The organism is Hymenobacter citatus, assembly GCF_014333615.1.
GTDB classification, from domain to species: domain Bacteria; phylum Bacteroidota; class Bacteroidia; order Cytophagales; family Hymenobacteraceae; genus Hymenobacter; species Hymenobacter citatus.
The window spans coordinates 97,363-115,567 of record NZ_JACSCY010000004.1 but is presented as its reverse complement, the minus strand read 5'-3'; the positions used below and the strand labels follow the sequence as shown (position 1 = coordinate 115,567).

The following is an 18,205-nucleotide window of genomic DNA, read 5'->3' as shown; positions in this document are numbered from 1 at the left end:
TCCTGGTAGCAGCAACATTAGCGGCGCCAGCTTGGCTTTTGTAACGAAATATAGGTGAGTCACGGATGCAAAGCGCACACAAAGCCGGCACTTCTCACTCCATCACCCAGCCAATTTGGAAGCCGAATAAGAATACGCATAGCCTAGCAATGTTATGAGATTGCAAGTACGGGAATCAAATTCGGCCGATATTTTGCATTATACCAATAAACGTATTTTTCTCTGTGGTTGGCTTTTTCCGATATAGCTATGTTTCCCACCCGCTCTACGCTACTTATTCAAACTGGCTTGCTGGCTGATGTTATTCTGCTTACAGCCCTACTCGAATATTTACACCTCACTGAGCCAACTACCATTCTGGATGTACTAATACAGCAGGAATACACCAGCGCGTTACAAAATCATCCTTATGTGAATCAAGTAATTACGGTAGAGAAATCACAAATTAAGCTACCCGTTGCGCACCAGCTACTACGGCAGATTCGGGCGGCTAACTACCACCGCGTCATCAACTTACAACACTCCACAGCTACTGGCTTACTTACGGCTTTTTCGGGCGCTGAGGAAAGAATCGGATTTACTAAAAATCCGTTATCCACGGGCTTTACGCGGGCCATTCCATATTTCATCGGCGCCGATACACATGAAGTAGGGCGCAACATGCAGTTGCTGGCGCCTGCTCCCTATACCCCCCTCACTCTACCTCGCCTCTACCCTACTACTGCTGATGTAGATGCCATTACGCCCTATACGCTTGCCGGCGACTACCTCTGCCTAGCACCCGGCGCCGACCAGCGTACCCGGCAGCTACCTATCGAGCAGTGGCTGAAGCTGTTGGCTGCTCTACCCACCCGTTACCAAGTGTATCTGGTAGGCACAACGGCTGATACCGATCTGTGCGCAGAACTTGCTAGGCGCAGTCACCGGCCGGGAGTTGTGAATCTGGCCGGGCAGCTGTCGGTGTTGGCAACGGCCGCGCTACTACGGGGGGGCGTGCTCAACTACGTGCACGATTCGGCGATGCTGCACCTGTGCTCGGCGGTGGCGGCCCCTACCTGTGCCATATATTGCTCTACGGTGCCGGCATTCGGCTTTGGGCCGCTCAGCCCGCACTCTTGGGTAGTGGAAACCGCGGCGGCGCTGGAGTGCCGCTCCTGCGATGTGACGGGCTATGCCCAGTGCCCGCTCACGCATTTTCTATGTGGCCGAGGCATCGGCACGGCTCAATTGCTGGCCCCCCTGGCCGAAGCGGAACAGCTGAAGCGCATGGCCGCACCCCAGAAAGTGGTGTACCGCGAGTTGATGCGGGCGTAGGGCAACGGCGTATCTCGTCGGGTTTCGTTGCGCTTTTCGCAGGTTACCCTCGCGCATCTTGTACCTTTGCAACTACGCACCGGGCTTGGCTGTTATAGTAGCCCGGCCGGCCCCTACCCCGGCCCGCTGGGGTTTTTGCCTTTCTACTTTTCTGCTTTTCCCGACGAATGCTCGACTACGATTTGCTCGAACTGCCCAACGGCATTCGGGTACTCCATAAACAGGTACCCCACACGAAAATCGCGCACTGCGGCTTTCTGCTCGATATTGGCTCGCGCGATGAGCGCCCCGAGCAGCAAGGCTTGGCGCACTTCTGGGAGCACATGGCGTTCAAAGGCACTGAGCGCCGCAAGAGCTTCCACATCCTCAACCGCCTCGAAACCGTGGGCGGCGAATTGAACGCCTACACGACCAAGGAAAAAATTTGCTTCTACGCCTCGCTGCTCAGCACGCATTTCGAGCGGGCTTTCGAGCTTCTGACCGACCTCACCTTCCACTCGGTGTTTCCTGAAAAGGAAATCGAGAAGGAGCGCGGCGTGATTCTGGAAGAAATGTCGATGTACCTCGACGCGCCCGACGATGCCATTATCGACGATTTTGACGAGGTAATTTTCGGGCAGCATGCCCTGGGGCACAACATTCTGGGCACGCGCCAGAGCGTGAGTGGCTTTCAGCAGGCCGATTTCCGGCAGTTTCTGAGCGAGAATGTGCGCACCGACCGGCTGGTGTTCAGCTCCGTGAGCAACCTACCCTTTAAGGAGGTGAAGCGCCTGGCCGAGAAATACCTCGCGCCCCTACCCGCCCGCCTCGGCAACCGGCCCCGCACCGCTTTTGCCGGCTACCAGCGCCGCGAGCTGCTGGAGCGCAAGCCCATCACGCAGGCGCACTGCCTCATTGGGGGTCCCGCCTACGCCATTGACGATGCCCGCCGGATTCCGTTTTTCCTACTAAATAACGTGCTGGGTGGCCCCGGTATGAACTCGCGCCTGAACCTGGGCGTGCGCGAGAAGTTTGGTCTGGTCTACGCCATCGACTCCACCTACTCGCCCTACACCGACACGGGCATGTTCGGTATCTACTTCGGTACTGAGAAAAAGCAGGTCAACCGCACGATTGGCTTGGTACAGAAGGAGCTGAAGAAGCTGCGCGAGAAACCTCTCGGCGGCCTGCAGCTGCACACGGCTAAAGAGCAACTGATGGGCCAGCTAGCTATGGCTGAGGAAAGCAACGGCGGCCTCATGCAGCTCCTCGCCAAAAGCACTTTGGACCTGAACCGCGTGGAGCCCATCACCGAAATCTTCGACCGCGTGCGCACCATCACCGCCACGGAGCTGCTGGACATGGCCAATGATGTGCTGCGGGAGGATAATCTGAGCGTATTGCAGTACGTGCCGGAGTAAGGCAGGTGCGTTTGCCAATTCGTGAATAAATGTTGAAATAGGCCATTGGTACAGAAACGTACCAATGGCCTATTTGTGTTACGGCTACCCTGTATGACAAAACAAGCCGCTATTATTTTTGGTGATATTCCTGGGGTGCTGCCGGGGCACGAGTTTGAAAACCGTTTGGCCTTATGGGGAGCTGGCGTGCACCGCCAAACGCAGGCAGGCATAAGCGCGCGGCGAGGGGTAGGAGCTGAATCTATCGTGCTGTCGGGCGGGTATGAGGATGACGCTGATTACGGTTCCGTCATCTTGTACACAGGCAAAGGTGGGCGTAGTCAAGAATCTGGACAACAGGTAGCCAACCAAACCCTAACGGGTGCAAATTTAGAGCTGACCCGCAACCAAACTACTGGCCTTCCGGTACGTGTGACGCGAAAAGTGCAGGAGAACGGTCAGACGTTTTACCGCTATGCCGGTTTGTATCGGGTAGCACACTATTGGCATGAAGTAGGTAAATCCGGCTTCAGCGTTTGGCGCTTTCGACTAGAACAACTCCCTACCCTAGTGGCTCCCGCTGATGTAGCGCCTACCCTAAAGCTCGACCAAATTGGCCAGGCCCAAGAACCCAGCAGCATCTATAGCACACCACTGCGTCGCGAAACCACATTGCTTCGCCTTGTGCGCGACACTGCCGTAACGCGCGAGGTAAAGCACCTGCACGAGTATCGGTGCCAAGTTTGTGCTACCCAATTGCTTGGTCCTGTGGGCCCGTATGCCGAGGCGGCACACATCCGTCCACTTGGCGCACCTCATCATGGCCCAGATGCCCTCAGTAATGTTTTGTGCTTATGCCCGAACCATCACGTGCTATTTGATCTTGGGAGTTTTTCCATCAGTCCTACTCTTTTATTTTTAGGACTTCCTGGCAGCTTGCGCTCTCACCCAGCGCATGTGTTAGATATGCAGTGCTTAGCTTATCATCGAGAGCATTTGTATCACAATAATGAATGATGTCTGGCGCGTAATCTCGTTCCCTACCTGATTGCGTGTTACTTTGCGGGCTTATTGCAGCCCTACTGCCCTACCCTCCGCGCGTATGCCGTTTACCCTTGCTCACCCGGCCATCATAGTACCGTTGCTGTACAAAGGCCGCCGCTGGCTGTCGGCTACGGGCCTGATTCTGGGCAGCATGTCACCCGACTTCGAGTACTTTCTGCGCCTGCGGCCGGGCGGCGGGTTTGGGCATTCTACGGTGGGTATTTTTACGCTCGACTTACCCTTGGCGCTGGTACTCACTGGTTTGTTTCACGGGTTGGTAAAACGGCCGTTGGTGCGTAGTCTGCCGGTTTTTCTGCGGCGGCGCTTTGGACGATTTGCTGCTCAGCACTGGCCGCTCCGCAACCTGTGGAGCCCGCGCCTGCTACTGGCCATTATCATTGGGGCTGGCTCCCATTTGGTTTGGGACGGCGTGACGCACACGCGGGGCCGCATTGCGCATGAGTTGCCCTTTCTGGTTGATACCGTTCACAATCGGCCAGTGTTTGTGTGGTTGCAATACGGTTCTTCGCTGGTAGGGCTGCTGATCATCCTGTGGTTTGTGTGGCAATTGCCTGTTACGCGGCGGCCGCCCCGCGTCTCTACCCGTCAGCAGGCCATTTTCTGGCTGATTACGGCGGTTTTATTTAGCGTGTTTGTGCTGCTTTTTGTCCGGTATATCCAGCATCGTTACCCAGTAGGCTATGGGTATCTAACTGCCACCGCCGTGAGCAGTATTAGCGCAAGCATACTGGCGGTGGTGCTTACCTCCACCTTTGTGCGGCTCCTTCGTAATGATTGGCCCGCCGAGCAGCCTACCTCTACTCCTACATGACCGACGAAACCGACCTCTACGCCGAGGCACACACTTCGCCCGAAACGCCTCTGTTGGCTCGCCTCAACCGCGAAACACACGTGCAGGTGCTGGCCCCCCGCATGCTCTCGGGACACTTGCAGGGGCGGCTGCTGAGTATGCTCAGCCACATGATTCGGCCGCGGCGAGTGCTGGAGCTGGGCACCTTCACGGGCTACTCGGCCCTGTGCCTAGCCGAGGGCCTACCCACCGATGGCGAGCTGCACACCGTGGAGCAAAACCCTGAGCTGGAAACACGCATCCGGCGCTATGTGGCCGAGGCTGGTCTCACCGACCGGGTGCACCTGCACATTGGGAAAGCCTTGGAAATACTCCCTACCCTGCCCGGCGAGTGGGATATGGTGTTCATCGACGCCGATAAAATCAACAACGACGCCTACTACGAGCTGGTACTGCCGCAGGTGCGGCCGGGCGGTTTTATCCTGATCGACAACGTATTCTGGAGTGGTAAAGTCCTACCCTCCTATCCCATCAAGGCTGGTGATAAGGATGCCTGGGCTGTGCGCGCATTCAACGACAAAGTGCAGCAGGACGAGCGGGTGGAAAACGTGTTCCTACCCCTACGCGACGGGCTGCTGCTGGTGCGCAAGCGGGATAGTATCTGATGGTTACAGGACTTCCGCCCCGAGCGTCTGCCGGTCCGACGCCGTAGGCGTCCGACCGGTTGTCGTTGCTGACGGCCGTGCCCTCTGCTGACGCTGACATCGACGCTGCGTGAACCGGCGCGTTGGGAACATTCGCAGCCCGTTCGTGCAACGGCAGCACGCGGCAACCGGTCGGACGCCTACGGCGTCGGACCGGCAAGCGCCAGTGCGGTACACTTATTTTGCTGACGGGCAGTAAGCTTCCTAAACAACTTTAGCCTCTTGTTGGACCTGCCGCCGTGCGCGGGCTTTAAACAGCTGTGGGCTTTTCGCAGTCAGATACATCTGCGTGTAGCGGTAATGAAACAGGCCGGGGTGACGAAAGCGCACCAACAGTTCTTTATTGAATTGAAAACAACTCTGCGCGTAGTGGCGGTACTTGGGGTAGTCGCCATCTTGTAGGGCCAGTTGCGTGAGCTGGTAGTGAAACCACTTTAGAATCGGGTTTATTTCCTTGCTGTACTGATATTTAAAATGCTCATTGATACCCGTATACAGCTCAATCATTCGCTCCCAATAGCGGTAGCCGTGCAGCAGGTTGGTGGCACCGCCATCGTGGCGGCGGTACACGGCCATCACGCCCGGCAACCGCTTTAGCTGCCCAAACGACCCCAACAGAATAAAGAACGGTGTGTCGCCTACCACGGCATTGCGCAGCCACTCGGGGTACTCGGTGAGGAGGTGGTTGCGGAACACCACGGAAGCCGTTGGGATGATCCATTTGCCAATCAGGTCCGGAATGGCATAGTCAGTTTTGGTGTAGTGGTGGAATAGCTCCATCGGCTTGTCCGGGTTCTGCTCAAACTTCATCCAGCAGTTGTGAAAGCACAGTACGTACGCCGGATTTGCTTCCAGAAAATCTACCTGCTGTTGGAGTTTGGTGGGGTCGGTCCAGTAGTCGTCGCCCTCGCAAAACGCGATGTATTTGCCGGTGCAGGCCTCGCGGGCCAGGCGGGCGTTGGCTTGCGCGCCCACGTTTTGCGCGTGTAGCAGCAACTTAATTTTATCAGGGTAGCGCGCCTGAAACTCCTGGCAAATCTGCCGGGTGTTGTCGGGGCTGCAATCTTCCCCAATCACTACCTCAAAGGGGAAAGAGGTTTCCTGGGCCATAATCCCATCCAGGCACTCCCGCAGAAAGCGCCCGTGGTTGTAGGCAATGACGCGCACGCTTACCAGCGGCACCTCACTGTGCATTGCGCAGCATTTTGGCTGGGTTGCCGGCCCAGATTTCCAGCTCGCCTACGTCCTTCAGCAGCACGCTCCCCATGGCCAGGGTAGAGTAGTTGCCGATGGTGAGAAACTCCCGCACCGTGGCGTTCATGCTGATGTGCACGCCCTCACCTACCTGCAAGTTGGAGCCCGAGCAGGAGCCCGCCGCCACAAACGTGTGGGCGCCAATGGTGCAGTTGTGGCTGATAATGGCTCCAATCATCACGCGGGTGCACTTGCCCAGCTGCACACTGGTCGAGACGATGGCGTGGGGCATCACCACGCACCCAGGCCCCAGCTCCACGTTGGCGGCAATGTAGGCCGTGGGGTGCACGAAGGTAGCCAGCCGGTCGTCGGGGATATTCAGCGACTCGAACAGGGCAATCCGCTCTCGCTGCCCGTCTATCTTATAAATTGTGTTGAGGAAGTAGTAGCCTTCTTCTAGCAGCCGCGGGATGTCCTGTAGCCCGCCTTTCACAGGGTAGCCTTCTATTTCCTCGCAACCGTCCCGGTCGTTCACGTAGCCGCAAAACTGGTATTCCTGGCTACCCCGCTGGGCGGCATCGAGCATAGCATTGCCGATAACGGAGGCATTGCCCTGCCCGCCTAGTATTAGTACGTTTTTCATAGGAGTTCGTAGTCTTGTAAAAATGCGGTGACGGTCTCTTTGTCGTTGTACATCAGCACATCCAGGATGGAGAGCCAGGGCACAAACCCGTTATCCGGCACAGGTTGCGCATACTGGATGGGTAGGGGCTTCACGAAGTGCAGCGTAAGGCCGTGCTCAGCAAAGAACTCCTTGGTGTAGAGCGCTTCGCCGCCGATGGGGTTCAGGTATTGGTCGCCGCCCTCTTGCCGCACGATGTCTACCAGGCGGGTGCCCTTGCTGAGGTGGGTATTTTCGTAGGGCTGCTGCGAGCTGACAACCAACGGCGTATCAATGCCGAGGTAGGCGCACACGGCCCGGATGCTGTGAGTGGCTACCTCCGCAATGCTGGTGGCGCCGCTACCCTCCAGCACGCCTTGCACCAGCGGGTACACCTGCTCGAAAAAAGGCGCTTTCCGGTAGGCTGTTTCTATAGTCAGGCGCACTTTGCGCACGTCCTTGCTTGCCCAGTCCACCTCTACCTCGTTGATGAGCTTGTTCTGGCTGGCGTTCAGGCAGGGCAGCGTAAACAGGTGCTCGGCCCCGTTTAATAGAATACGGTTGCGGTTGATCCAGCCTTTCTTGATGTAGTGCACATCATCGTACACCACAAACAAATCGGCCGCCGCCAGCAGCTGGAAATATCCTAGGTAGGGAAATAAGTACGGCTGCATGATGGCGACTTTCATAGGCTGCTCGTGGTTTGCTTGTAGCGGTTGGGGTAGGCTTTTCGTGGTGTTTGACACAGTAGAGGTTAGCTGGCCACACGCATGGCCTGAAATTTCTCCCTGGAGAAATCGTATAGGTACAGCAGGTTTTTGCGGTTGAAGATGACCGACAGTGTGAGGTAAATGACCCCGCCTACCACCACCCACAGCAGCAACGTCCACCAGGTGAAAATCTGGAGTTGCTCGCTACCCCACAGCAGGGCTACTCCCATGGCAAGCGCCGTGCAGAAGCTAGGCAGCAGGTCGCGCAGCTGGTGCGCGAAACCGTACGCAATCAGCCGTTTGGAGTAGTGTGTATTGATGATCAGCGCCACGAACGACAGGGCAATTTGCCCGTAAATCAACCCCATCACGCCCCACCGATAGGTGAGTAGCAGGCACACCACCGTCAGCGCTTTCTTGATTATCTCGAGCGTGAGAAACAGGTCAGACCGCTTTTTAAGCGTCAGGATATTCAGGTTGAGGGCATGAATGGGGTAGAGCAACCCCACAAACGCCAAGCCTTGCAGCAGCGGAATAGCGCTGGCCCATTTATCGGTGAATAGCACCAGTATCACGCTTTTGCTCAGGCCCATCAGGCCCATCAGAAGCGGGAAGTAGGCAAACGACACCAGCTGCATGAGGCGCTTGTAGGCCTGCGCCAACCGGGGCGGGTCGTCCTGCAACTCAATCAATACGGGGTAGGACACCTTGCTCGTTACCTGCGAAACCAGGGTCTGCGGAATGTCTTTCAGGTTCACCGCCCGGTTATAGAACCCCAGGGCAGAGGCCGAGTAAAACTTGCCGATCAGCAAGGGGTAGACGTTGCGAAAACCCGTATCGAGCAAGCTGGAAAGCAGCAGCTTGGAGCCGAACCCGAAGAAGTCCCTGAATGAGGCTGTGGAGAACGTGAATGAGGGAAACCAGGAGCGCGCCGCCCAGTACAGCACGTTGGTAATCATGGCGTTGAGTAGCTGCCGCACCACCAGCGCCCAGTAGCTCCAGCCGTGGTAAGCCAGGTACAGCCCGATACCGCCGGAAAGAATATTGCTCACCAACGAGCGTAGGCTGATGGTGCGGAAGTCCAGCAGCTTCGTCAGCCGGATATTCTGCACGACACTCAATGAGTTCAATACCAGGCCGATACCCAGCACCCGGATAATGTCTGTGAGCAGGGGCTGTTTGTAAAACTGGGCCACCAGCGGCGCGCAGGCAAACACGATGGCGTAGGCCGCACCAGACAAGCCCAGATTGCTCCAGAATACGGTGTCGTAATCGGCGGGCGTGGCGTCTTTTTTCCGTAGCAGGGCGCTGCCCAGGCCCGCATCCGTGAAGGGCTGCAACAGAGCAATAAAAACCGCTACCATGGCTATCAGGCCAAACTCGCTGGGTCCCAGAATGCGGGCGAGGAATACGGATATCAGGAAGTCGCTGAGCAGGTTGCCGAATCGCTCCCCCGTCAGCCACACCATGCTCACGGCCGCGCGGTCTTTTAAGGTCTTTTCCTTCATAGATCCGCGGCAAGTACGCTACAAACCAGCAAAGGCATGGGGGTAGTCGGCCTGGCCAACCAGCCCCGTTTTGGGTAGGCCGCCCTCAATACCGATCTGCGCGAAGAATGGCCCGACAAATCATTTTCACTTCCTCTACCGATAACTCGTGGTACAACGGCAGGCACAGCACGCGGGACGCAATGTTGGAAGAGGCGCACATCTGCTGCCCCGGCCGCACGTAGCTCAGCTTTTCCAGCGAGGGGTAGAAGTACCGCCGCGGGTAGACGTACACGCCGTGCAGCGCCTCAATCATTTTCAACAGAACAGCTTCGTTATCAAACAGTACCGGGTAGTAGGCGTAGTTGAACCCGGCATTCGGCCGCAGAAAAGGCGTGCCTGCCTGCAACGGCTTCAGCATTTGGTGGTATACCTCCGTAAGCTCCTGCCGCCGGGCCAGAATTTGCCCTACGTACTTGAGGTTGCACAAGCCCATGGCGGCGTGAAACTCGCTGTTTTTGCCGTTGATGCCTACGCCCTGAAACGTTTCGGGACCGTGAAAGCCGAAGTTGCGCATGTGCGCAATCGTATTGGCTAGGTCTGCATTGTGGGTGATGAGCGCGCCACCCTCAATGGTGTGGAATAGCTTGGTGGAGTGAAAGCTCAGCGTACTAATGTCGCCCTGGTGTAGCACCGAGCGCCCCTGATACTGGGTGCCGAACGCGTGGGCCGCATCGTAGATAACGCGCAGCTTGTGCCGGGCGGCTATGGCGGCTATTTCCTGCACGGCGCACGGGTTGCCAAACACGTGCGTGGCTAGTATGGCGGTGGTGTGGGGCGTAATGGCCGCCTCAATCAGCTTGGGGTCAATGTTGTACGTGGTGGGGTCGATGTCGACGAACACTGGAGTACAGCCTTCCCACACAATGCTGCTGGTGGTGGCAACAAAAGAAAACGGCGTGGTGATAATCTCCCCTTGCAGCCCCAACGCTTTGATAGCCAACTGCAACGCAATGGTGCCATTACTTACAAAGAACAAATGCGGCACGCTGAAATAGTTTTTCAGCGTAAGCTCCAGCTCATTGACCAACGGGCCATTATTGGTAAGCCATGTCCTCGACCAAATTCCCCGCAGGTAGTGGTTGTATTCTTCTTGAGGCGGTAGAAAAGGCTTGGTAACATTGATCATGTAATGGTTTTTTCAACCAGAAGAACGAAACAGGAATTCTTCTATTTATAAATGCGTACGCTTGTCTTACACTACTACGGCGCCGTAGTAATCCAAATGCTAGCGTTGCTTTTTATTTAAATAGTTATATTTTTTATAATCATTATTATACGAATATAACACAGTAGAAACTTATAACGGCTTTACCAAGTAGAAGTTGGCTTCTGCATGTAAAGCAAGATCAGACTGAAACGATACTGTTGTGCCTCAGACGCACAGCTACAGATTAATCAAAAGCTGAGCGTTGCCGATGTGTTGGAAAAGGAAGCGGGATACAGCCACTGCCGAATTACTTTCTTATGCTTCCTTTCAAGCCTGAGGGACAACACAGAGTAGTGTAAACCCCAACATAAGGTGAGGTAGAAGCCGGACTGCAACCTCCGGCGCGCTTCGGGGTCTGCTTCAACGCTTGTGTTTTCAGCCAAATATTTCGTCGGCCTCTTTTGCCAGTTAATCGGTATTTCCGGGCGAACCGCAGAGTTCCAGCCGAGTACAGGCTGACTGCTTAAACCTGCCCCCTCTACCTTCGTCCAATAAGCCGCTAACCACTCTATATGCAACGACTTCTTCTCTTCGCTATCTTACTGTTGCTCAGCGGATCCGCTTTGGCACAGACCGTTTTCCCGGTGACCGGCCGGGTAGAAGATGCCGCCGACAAATCACCCCTGATTGGGGCCAACGTAGTGCTGATTCAGGTGCCCGACTCGGTGCGGCGCGGCGCGGCCGTCGATACGGAGGGCAACTTCAGCATAGCCGATGTGCCAGCCGGGCGCTACGTGCTGGCGGTGTCGTTTTTGGGGTATCAGACTACCCGGCGGCAGGTGCAGCTCACGCCCACCAACCGGGCGCTGGGCACGCTCACACTGCAAGCTGGTGGCATCACGCTGAAAGGCGTGGAGGTAGTAGGCAAAACGCCCGCCGCCGTGCAGAAGGGCGACACGGCCCAATACAACGCCAACGCATTCAAAACCAACCCCGACGCCGACGCCCGCGACTTGGTGACGAAGATGCCCGGCATTACAGTGCAGGACGGTAAGGTGAACGCGCAGGGCGAACAGGTGCAGAAGATTTTAGTAGACGGCAAAGAGTTTTTCGGCACTGACCCCGATGCGGCCATGAAGAACATTCCGGCTGAGATTATTGACAAAATAGAGGTGTTTGACCGCCAGAGCGAACAGTCGCAGTTTTCAGGCTTTAATGATGGCAACACGCAGAAAACCATCAACATCGTAACCAAGCCGCAGTACCGCAAGGGGCAATTTGGACGCTTGTCGCTGGGGGCCGGACCGGAGCGCTACCAGGCCAGCGTGAGCGTGAACAGCTTCAACGGCGACCGGCGCATTTCGCTGGTGGCACAGTCCAACAACATTAACATGCAAAACTTTGCCTCAGCCGACCTGGTAGGAGCCAGCGGCGGGGGCGGGCGCGGCGGCCGGGGTGGCGGCGGGGGCGGCAATTTCCTGGTGCCGCAGAGTGGAGGCATTTCGACCACCAATGCGGTGGGCCTGAACTACTCCGACCAGTGGGGCAAGAACACCCAAGTGACGGGTAGCTACTTTTTCAACCAGACCAACAACCGCATCACTAGCAGCACCGACCGCCAGTATGCCACCCAAAACCAGCGCTACCTCGAAAACTCTTTCGTGAACAGCCGCAACATCAACCACCGCTTCAACCTGCGCCTGGAGCACAAGATCGACTCGGCCAACTCCATTTTATTCATTCCGCGCCTGTCGTTTCAACAGAACACTGGCAATAGCACGCTAGATGGTCAGACGCTGGTAGGCGACGCGCCGCGGGGCGTGGTTTCCACGGACTACCGCTCGCGCCTCACGGGCATCAACTCCTCCAATCAACTGCTCTACCGCCACCGTTTTGCCAAGGCCGGCCGCACGGTTTCGCTGGACCTCAATGCCAACTACAACAGCAAGGATGGCAACAGCAACCTCTACTCGCTCTCGGATACGACGGTGCTGAACCAGTACGCTACCCTCAACCAGCGGGGCTGGGAGCTGAACTCGGGGGTGTCGTATACGGAGCCGCTGAGCAAAAAGGACTTGTTGCAATTTAACTACAACGTAGCCTACACGCCCAACAACTCGGACAAGAAAACCTACGATTTTGCGGAAACCGACAACGCCTACTCCGACATCAATGCGGGCCTGAGCAACGTCTTCACCAATACCTACCTCACGCAGGGGGTAGGCGCCAGCTACCGCCACCAGACCGAAACGTTGCAAGCCTCGGCGGGCATCACGGCCCAAAAGGCTGACCTCGACAGCGACCAGAAATTTCCGGCCGGGCCGGGCATCAACCGCACGTTCTATAATATTCTGCCCAACGCGCAGTTGCGGTACCGCTTTTCAAGGGAGAAAAACCTGCGCCTGAACTACAACGGCCGTACCTCGGCACCCAACATCAGCCAGTTGCAGGAGGTGGTAAACAACGCCAACCCGCTCCAGCTGACCACCGGCAACCCCAACTTGCGCCAGCAGTACCAGCACGTGCTGGCACTACGCTACTCGGCTTCGAAACCCGAGAAATCGACGTCGTTTTTTGCCGGCGTGTTTGGCACTATCACCGACGACTACATCACCAATAGCACCTTCGTAACGCCCCGCGACACGGTGTTGAGCATCAACGGCGGCGAGGTGGCCCTACCCCTGGGCGGGCAGCTCACGCGTCCCGTGAACCTGGGCCAGCAGTATTCGGTGCGGGCCTTTAGCAACTACGGCCTGCCGCTGAACTTTATCAAAACCAACCTGAATCTGAACGGCTCGGTGGGCTATTCGCGCACGCCGGGCATCAACAACGGGGTAGTTAACTACTCGAAGTCGCCGAACGTGGGACTGGGCCTCACGTTGAGCAGTAACATCAGTACCACGCTCGACTTCACAGTGTCGACGGATGGCCGGCTGACGTATGCGCGCAACACCACCAACGTGCGCCTCAACACCAACTACTACGTGCAGAACAGCTCGGTGCGCCTGAGCTGGACCTTTGGGCCGGGCATCAACTTCCAGACCAACGTAACGCACCAGTACAACCAGGGCCTGTCGGCGGCCAGCCAGCAGTATCTGCTCTGGAACGCCAGCCTGGGCAAGCGCATTCTGCCCGGCCAGCGCGGCGAAATCAAGCTGTATGCCTTTGATATTCTGAAGCAAAACCAGAGCATCCAGAACAACATCACGGTGGCCTACAATGAGCGAGTGGTGACCAATAACCTACAGCAGTACTTCATGCTGATGTTTACTTACAACCTGCGCCGCGGCAACGTGAATATGCCTACCGAGGGTGGCCGCGAGGGTAGAGGCAACTACCGCGGCGGCGAGGGCCGCCCGCCCGGCGGCGGGCGGCCACCCGGCGGTGGAGGCGGGCCTTCTAACTAATAGTTGCGTGGGAAACGGTGGTCTGAGTAACCACCGTTTTCGTTTTCGGGCCTACCCTGCTTTGGCACGAGAGCTACCATTGCCTGCCCGTAAGCCGGATTTTTTCGCCTATTTTGGGGTTGGATGGCCCGCCACCAGTCCGGCGCGCCCCTGTTGTAGCCCATGAAACGACTTTTTGCTTTAGTGCTGTGCCTGTTTCCCTTGCTGGTAGCAGCGCAGTCGGGTAGCCCTTCGGTGCCCGCTACCCTCCCCTTTGCCAACCTAACCCTGCGCCTCAGCAATGGCGGCCAGCGCGCCGTGCAGCAGAAAGTAGATGCGTTGCGCAGCCACCCGGCCTCGTTTCAGGCCCGCGTGCTACTAGCCGATGCGTATTTCCCCATCATTGACCGGGTGTTTCAGGAGGAAGCCGTACCACTGGATTTTCGTTACCTGGCGTTGCAGGAAAGCGGCTTGCAGGGCGATGCACAGAGCATTCATGATGCCGTGGGCTACTGGCAGTTCAAGCGCGAAGCCGCCACGGATTTCAACCTGCTGATGAACGACCAGGTAGACGAGCGCAAGCACATCGTAGCGGCCTCGCACGCGGCAGCCAAGTACTTCAAGCGCAGCCACAACACTTTCCATAACTGGCTGGATGTGCTCTTGAGCTATAACCTGGGCATTGGGGGCACCAAGCCCTACACCCTACCCACCGACGCCGCGGCCACGGAGATGGAAGTGACGGAACGCTCGCACCCGTACATTATCACGTTTCTGGCACATAAGATAGCCTTTGAGCAGGCCGTAGGGCTGAACGGCAACCCCGCGCTGGCGTTGCAGGAGTTTCCGGCCGTTGCGGGGCAGCCGCTGGCTGCTATGGCCGCCAGCTTTCAGACCACGCCCGAGGAGCTAGCCAAACACAACCGTTGGTTGTTGGCTGAAGCTGTGCCGTCGGATAAGGCCTACACGGTGCTGGTGCCCATCACCGATCCTACCCAGCTGGCTACTTTGGCCGCTCAGCAGCCAGTTGCCTCCACGGTACCTGCGCTAACACAGCCTACCCCCGACCCGCGCCACCCCGGCTTTGTGCTCATCAACGGCTTGCGGGCGGTGGTGGCTTTACCCGGCGAAACCAAGGAGACCCTGGCCCAGCGCGCGGACATGAAGCTACGTCGCTTCATGCGCTTCAACGACCTCTATGCGTTTGATAATGTGGTGGCTGGTCAGCCCTACTTCGTGCAGAAAAAGCGCGATAAAGCGGCTGTGGAGTACCACGTAGCGCAGCCCAATGAGAGCATTACCACCATCTCGCAGCAATACGGCATACGGGTGCGCTCTATCCTGAGCAAAAACCGCATGGCCCGCAACGAGGAGCTGCGTCCCGGTCGCGTGCTGTGGCTCCAGCACACCCGCCCCCGCGACGTGCCGGTGGAGTATAAAACGGTGCAGAACGAAGCGGCACTGGCGGCTTTTGCCCGCCCAACGCGCGCAACCCAGGCCGCGCCCGGCCCGGCCCCGGTACCTTCCACCAAAACGTTCCCACCTTCTACCCAGCCTGCCGCTCCGGCCCCAACAGCAGCGCCCGCAGTTGCTTCTGCTCCGGCCGATACGGTTGCCATGCTGAACAACGAAGTTGCCACCACCGGCGTAGCCGATACGGTGGCCATGCCCGTAGCTAGCCCTGCACCGTCAGCACCGCGCAGCGTATACCGGCCGGCTCCCGCCCGCCTAGCCACTCCGGCTTCGGCGGCCAGCACCTCCCCTACCTCTGCTACGGCAACCGCTACTGAGGAGGCTCCCGCTGCTGCGGCTGCCGCCCCCTACCCCATGATGGAGGCTCCGGCCACACCCGCCGCCGTTCCGCCAAACGGCCTGCATACGGTGCGCACCAAAGAAACGCTCTACGGTATTGCTCGTCTCTATCACATCAGCCCTCGCGACCTGGAAGCCTGGAACGGCCTACCCCTGAACCCGGCCCTAAAAATCGGTCAGCAGCTCCGCGTGACGCCCCCGGAAGAAGCGACAAGCGCTCAACCGGCCGCAACAACACCTGCCCCTAAGCCGCAGACTACGCCTATTGCCCCCGCTACCCCCACCAAAGCCCAGCCTGCTGCTCCTACCACCGTGCAGCACACGGTGCAGGCCGGCGAGTCGATGTATGGCATTTCACGCAAGTACGGCGTCACCATCAAGCAGATTATGGAGTGGAACAACAAGCCTGACTTCAACGTGCGCCCCGGCGAGGTGCTGACCGTTACGCCAGCGAAATGAGTTGGTAGGTAGTTGGTAGCAAAAAGGCCGCTGTCATCCTGAGCGGAGCAATGGACCTTCTCACATCTGAACGACATTCGTAACAACGACTCGTTTCTACGTGAGAAGGTCCTTCGCTCCGCTCAGGATGACAGCGGCCTTTTTGCTGCTGTCTAATTAGCAATTCTTACTCAGTAGTTATGCCAGCACTGGCTCCGGCACGCGGGCAATGCGTTGTGTTCTTGCCTTCAGTAAATCAATAATTTCTGCATCTGACTTGAAGCGGCCGTCCAGGTTCACGAAGTTGCGGGCCAGCAGGTCGTAGCGGCGCGTCATGAGGTAGGCGAAGATGTGCAGGAAGTGAATACCGTCGAACACTATTGACTTCTGGCGGGCATATTCAACTACGTTTTTGCGGAAGTGGTTGGGGTGCTCGGTCCAATGCAGGGCGGGCTTGAGGTGGTGGCTGATATGGTAGCCATCGTTCCAGCACTTGTGGTTGTACTTGGTATTGATGCACGTGACGCTGTTCGTATAGCTATTGCCGGGGTCGTTGCTGTCAATGAAGGCGTGTTGGCTCCAGTTGCCCAGCATCATCACCACGCGCGCCACAATCACCGGCAAAATCAGCACGACAAAAGCAGCGGGCAGGTTTACAAAAGACAGCACTACGCAAGCCAGAATGTAGGACAGCTCGCCCTTGAAAGCCCGCCACTTAAACTTCTGCTTGCCCGTGCGCGACAGATAGCCAAACAGCTTGGGGAAACCCAGGAGTAAGAAGTCGGCGAGGTAGCGGCCGAAGCTCCGCCACGAGTCGCGCTGGTAGAACATGGTGGAGCTTTCGTCGTCGGGCAGGTTGTTTTCGGGGTGGTGCATGCCCATGTGGTGGGTGTAGTACGTCTCGGGCGTTTGCCCAAACAGTGGCCCAATCACCCACGGAATGTAATGGTTCATCCAGCCATATTTCTTTTTAAACAGAATGCGGTGGCTGGTGCAGTGCAGCATCAGACCAAAGGGGCCCTTAAAATAAAAAGTAGTCAACCCCAGATAGACTACCAGCACCGACCACCACGCCCAACCCGGCAGCGGCAGAAACAAGGCCACGGCCATGGGAAGCAGCGTAGCCGAGATTTCCAGAATCAGGTAGAGAAAGGGTAAATCGCGCTTGTCCTGGCAGAAACGCAGCAGGAGCTTATCCAGACGGGTAGGCGTAACAGGCTCGGTATACACCGGGTCGGTAAGGGCAGCAAGGGTTTTCATAAGGGTAGGGTTGCTGCCTGCAGAAAGAAGCAACCGTTAGGAGACGGAGAGAAGAATGCGTTGCATATCGAGGAGAATCCGACGGGACCCGAAAAACAAGACACGGTGTGCTAAGGTAAACGCTTTTAAACTCAGTGGGTTCCTTGGGCTTACTGCAAGGCTGCCAATGCCTGACATCTTTTCCACAGCACAGACAGGCTACTTGCCGGGTCGCGTATGGCTTCAAGCCACTCATTCATTTCAGCATGAGCTATTAAAACAGCGAAATAGCTCGCGATAAATTGTCTTAGGTTTTCAGGTGCTTGCTGTATTTCGTCTAGTAATTCACCCCTGGTTTCCACTACATAGATAATGTCCTCCCAGTCCTGACTCCACCGCAAATCGGTAGCCCGGCCTTTCATAGCCTCCAGCTTAGTAGCGATGAAATGAGGCGCATCCAACAGCATAATTTCAGGGCCGCCCAAAGGAAGAGCATGGTGCTGACTGGTAGCTATTCCACTTTTATACCATTGGTTTACAGTGCTACCGAGCACGACGCCTCCATCGGCGGGCATGATGTCGACAGTATAGGTTTCGGCAGCGCCCTTCCAAAGACAACGAATTTGGATACCACTGCTCTGATCGTGTTGAAAGCCCCGCTGGCGTAGTCGCTCTTCCACTTCCGTAAACTCCGGATAGCTGGCTAAATCAATAACGCAATCTACATCATCTGTAGGGCGTGACTCTGGCACAGCCGTAGCTGTGGCGTACAATCCCACTGTGGCTCCTCACACAAATACTACCCTTGGCAGCAGA

At 57.0% G+C, this 18,205-nt stretch carries 14 protein-coding genes; 7 read left to right on the top strand and 7 right to left on the bottom strand.

Features of this window, described 5'->3' with window-relative positions; translation table 11 throughout:
• The first annotated feature begins 249 nt into the window (after positions 1-249).
• The 5 genes from H8B15_RS06755 to H8B15_RS06735 all read left to right on the top strand — a co-directional run bounded on the left by H8B15_RS06755 (position 250) and on the right by H8B15_RS06735 (position 5,213).
• Positions 250-1,314, top strand: coding sequence for a glycosyltransferase family 9 protein (locus H8B15_RS06755; RefSeq protein ID WP_187318914.1), 1,065 nt, complete (start codon positions 250-252; stop codon positions 1,312-1,314).
• 167 nt (positions 1,315-1,481) lie between these two features.
• Positions 1,482-2,714 (top strand): M16 family metallopeptidase, encoded by a 1,233-nt coding sequence (locus tag H8B15_RS06750; RefSeq protein WP_187318913.1) that lies wholly within the window; start codon positions 1,482-1,484, stop codon positions 2,712-2,714.
• A gap of 93 nt (positions 2,715-2,807) precedes the next feature.
• On the top strand, positions 2,808-3,710 hold the full coding sequence (locus H8B15_RS06745) for a YDG/SRA domain-containing protein (protein WP_187318912.1): 903 nt from the start codon (positions 2,808-2,810) through the stop codon (positions 3,708-3,710).
• Positions 3,711-3,795: 85 nt separating this feature from the next.
• The gene (locus H8B15_RS06740) at positions 3,796-4,569 is read left to right on the top strand and encodes a DUF4184 family protein (RefSeq protein WP_187318911.1); all 774 of its coding nucleotides are present in this window, start codon (positions 3,796-3,798) and stop codon (positions 4,567-4,569) included.
• Complete coding sequence (locus H8B15_RS06735; protein WP_187319164.1) at positions 4,566-5,213, top strand: O-methyltransferase; 648 nt, start codon at positions 4,566-4,568, stop codon at positions 5,211-5,213. Before H8B15_RS06740 ends, H8B15_RS06735 begins: the two co-directional genes overlap by 4 nt.
• Positions 5,214-5,456: 243 nt before the next feature.
• Here H8B15_RS06735 and H8B15_RS06730 read toward each other — a convergent pair whose 3' ends face one another.
• The 5 genes from H8B15_RS06730 to H8B15_RS06710 form a co-directional block, all read right to left on the bottom strand.
• Positions 5,457-6,446 carry a glycosyltransferase family 2 protein gene (locus H8B15_RS06730; RefSeq protein WP_187318910.1) on the bottom strand — a complete coding sequence of 330 codons (990 nt, stop codon included), beginning with the start codon at positions 6,444-6,446 and terminating at the stop codon, positions 5,457-5,459.
• Positions 6,436-7,089 carry an LbetaH domain-containing protein gene (locus H8B15_RS06725; RefSeq protein ID WP_187318909.1) on the bottom strand — a complete coding sequence of 218 codons (654 nt, stop codon included), beginning with the start codon at positions 7,087-7,089 and terminating at the stop codon, positions 6,436-6,438. Before H8B15_RS06725 ends, H8B15_RS06730 begins: the two co-directional genes overlap by 11 nt.
• Positions 7,086-7,796 (bottom strand): WbqC family protein, encoded by a 711-nt coding sequence (locus H8B15_RS06720; RefSeq protein ID WP_187318908.1) that lies wholly within the window; start codon positions 7,794-7,796, stop codon positions 7,086-7,088. The genes H8B15_RS06725 and H8B15_RS06720 overlap by 4 nt, the downstream gene beginning before the upstream one ends.
• 65 nt (positions 7,797-7,861) lie before the next feature.
• A complete protein-coding gene (locus H8B15_RS06715) occupies positions 7,862-9,325 on the bottom strand; it encodes a lipopolysaccharide biosynthesis protein (RefSeq protein WP_187318907.1) in 1,464 nt (487 codons plus the stop codon).
• A gap of 85 nt (positions 9,326-9,410) precedes the next feature.
• Positions 9,411-10,493, bottom strand: coding sequence for a DegT/DnrJ/EryC1/StrS family aminotransferase (locus H8B15_RS06710; RefSeq protein ID WP_187318906.1), 1,083 nt, complete (start codon positions 10,491-10,493; stop codon positions 9,411-9,413).
• A 593-nt stretch (positions 10,494-11,086) separates the two neighbouring features.
• On the opposite strand from H8B15_RS06710, the gene H8B15_RS06705 reads away from it, so the two are divergent.
• Both H8B15_RS06705 and H8B15_RS06700 read left to right on the top strand, forming a co-directional pair.
• Complete coding sequence (locus H8B15_RS06705) at positions 11,087-13,921, top strand: TonB-dependent receptor (protein ID WP_187318905.1); 2,835 nt, start codon at positions 11,087-11,089, stop codon at positions 13,919-13,921.
• 162 nt (positions 13,922-14,083) lie between these two features.
• Complete coding sequence (locus H8B15_RS06700) at positions 14,084-16,171, top strand: LysM peptidoglycan-binding domain-containing protein (protein WP_187318904.1); 2,088 nt, start codon at positions 14,084-14,086, stop codon at positions 16,169-16,171.
• A 177-nt stretch (positions 16,172-16,348) separates the two neighbouring features.
• Here the strand turns inward: H8B15_RS06700 and H8B15_RS06695 are convergent, their stop codons facing one another.
• Together H8B15_RS06695 and H8B15_RS06690 are read right to left on the bottom strand one after the other, a co-directional pair.
• Positions 16,349-17,410 (bottom strand): fatty acid desaturase family protein, encoded by a 1,062-nt coding sequence (locus H8B15_RS06695; RefSeq protein ID WP_187318903.1) that lies wholly within the window; start codon positions 17,408-17,410, stop codon positions 16,349-16,351.
• Positions 17,411-17,559: 149 nt separating this feature from the next.
• Complete coding sequence (locus H8B15_RS06690) at positions 17,560-18,141, bottom strand: hypothetical protein (protein WP_187318902.1); 582 nt, start codon at positions 18,139-18,141, stop codon at positions 17,560-17,562.
• Positions 18,142-18,205: the final 64 nt, after the last annotated feature.

Excerpts from the sequence above, each read along its gene's own strand:
- H8B15_RS06755 (WP_187318914.1), top strand. The coding sequence starts at position 250 with ATGTTTCCCACCCGCTCTACGCTACTTATTCAAACTGGCTTGCTGGCT.
- H8B15_RS06750 (WP_187318913.1), top strand. The coding sequence starts at position 1,482 with ATGCTCGACTACGATTTGCTCGAACTGCCCAACGGCATTCGGGTACTC.
- H8B15_RS06745 (WP_187318912.1), top strand. The coding sequence starts at position 2,808 with ATGACAAAACAAGCCGCTATTATTTTTGGTGATATTCCTGGGGTGCTG.
- H8B15_RS06740 (WP_187318911.1), top strand. The coding sequence starts at position 3,796 with ATGCCGTTTACCCTTGCTCACCCGGCCATCATAGTACCGTTGCTGTAC.
- H8B15_RS06735 (WP_187319164.1), top strand. The coding sequence starts at position 4,566 with ATGACCGACGAAACCGACCTCTACGCCGAGGCACACACTTCGCCCGAA.
- H8B15_RS06730 (WP_187318910.1), bottom strand. The coding sequence starts at position 6,446 with ATGCACAGTGAGGTGCCGCTGGTAAGCGTGCGCGTCATTGCCTACAAC.
- H8B15_RS06725 (WP_187318909.1), bottom strand. The coding sequence starts at position 7,089 with ATGAAAAACGTACTAATACTAGGCGGGCAGGGCAATGCCTCCGTTATC.
- H8B15_RS06720 (WP_187318908.1), bottom strand. The coding sequence starts at position 7,796 with ATGAAAGTCGCCATCATGCAGCCGTACTTATTTCCCTACCTAGGATAT.
- H8B15_RS06715 (WP_187318907.1), bottom strand. The coding sequence starts at position 9,325 with ATGAAGGAAAAGACCTTAAAAGACCGCGCGGCCGTGAGCATGGTGTGG.
- H8B15_RS06710 (WP_187318906.1), bottom strand. The coding sequence starts at position 10,493 with ATGATCAATGTTACCAAGCCTTTTCTACCGCCTCAAGAAGAATACAAC.
- H8B15_RS06705 (WP_187318905.1), top strand. The coding sequence starts at position 11,087 with ATGCAACGACTTCTTCTCTTCGCTATCTTACTGTTGCTCAGCGGATCC.
- H8B15_RS06700 (WP_187318904.1), top strand. The coding sequence starts at position 14,084 with ATGAAACGACTTTTTGCTTTAGTGCTGTGCCTGTTTCCCTTGCTGGTA.
- H8B15_RS06695 (WP_187318903.1), bottom strand. The coding sequence starts at position 17,410 with ATGAAAACCCTTGCTGCCCTTACCGACCCGGTGTATACCGAGCCTGTT.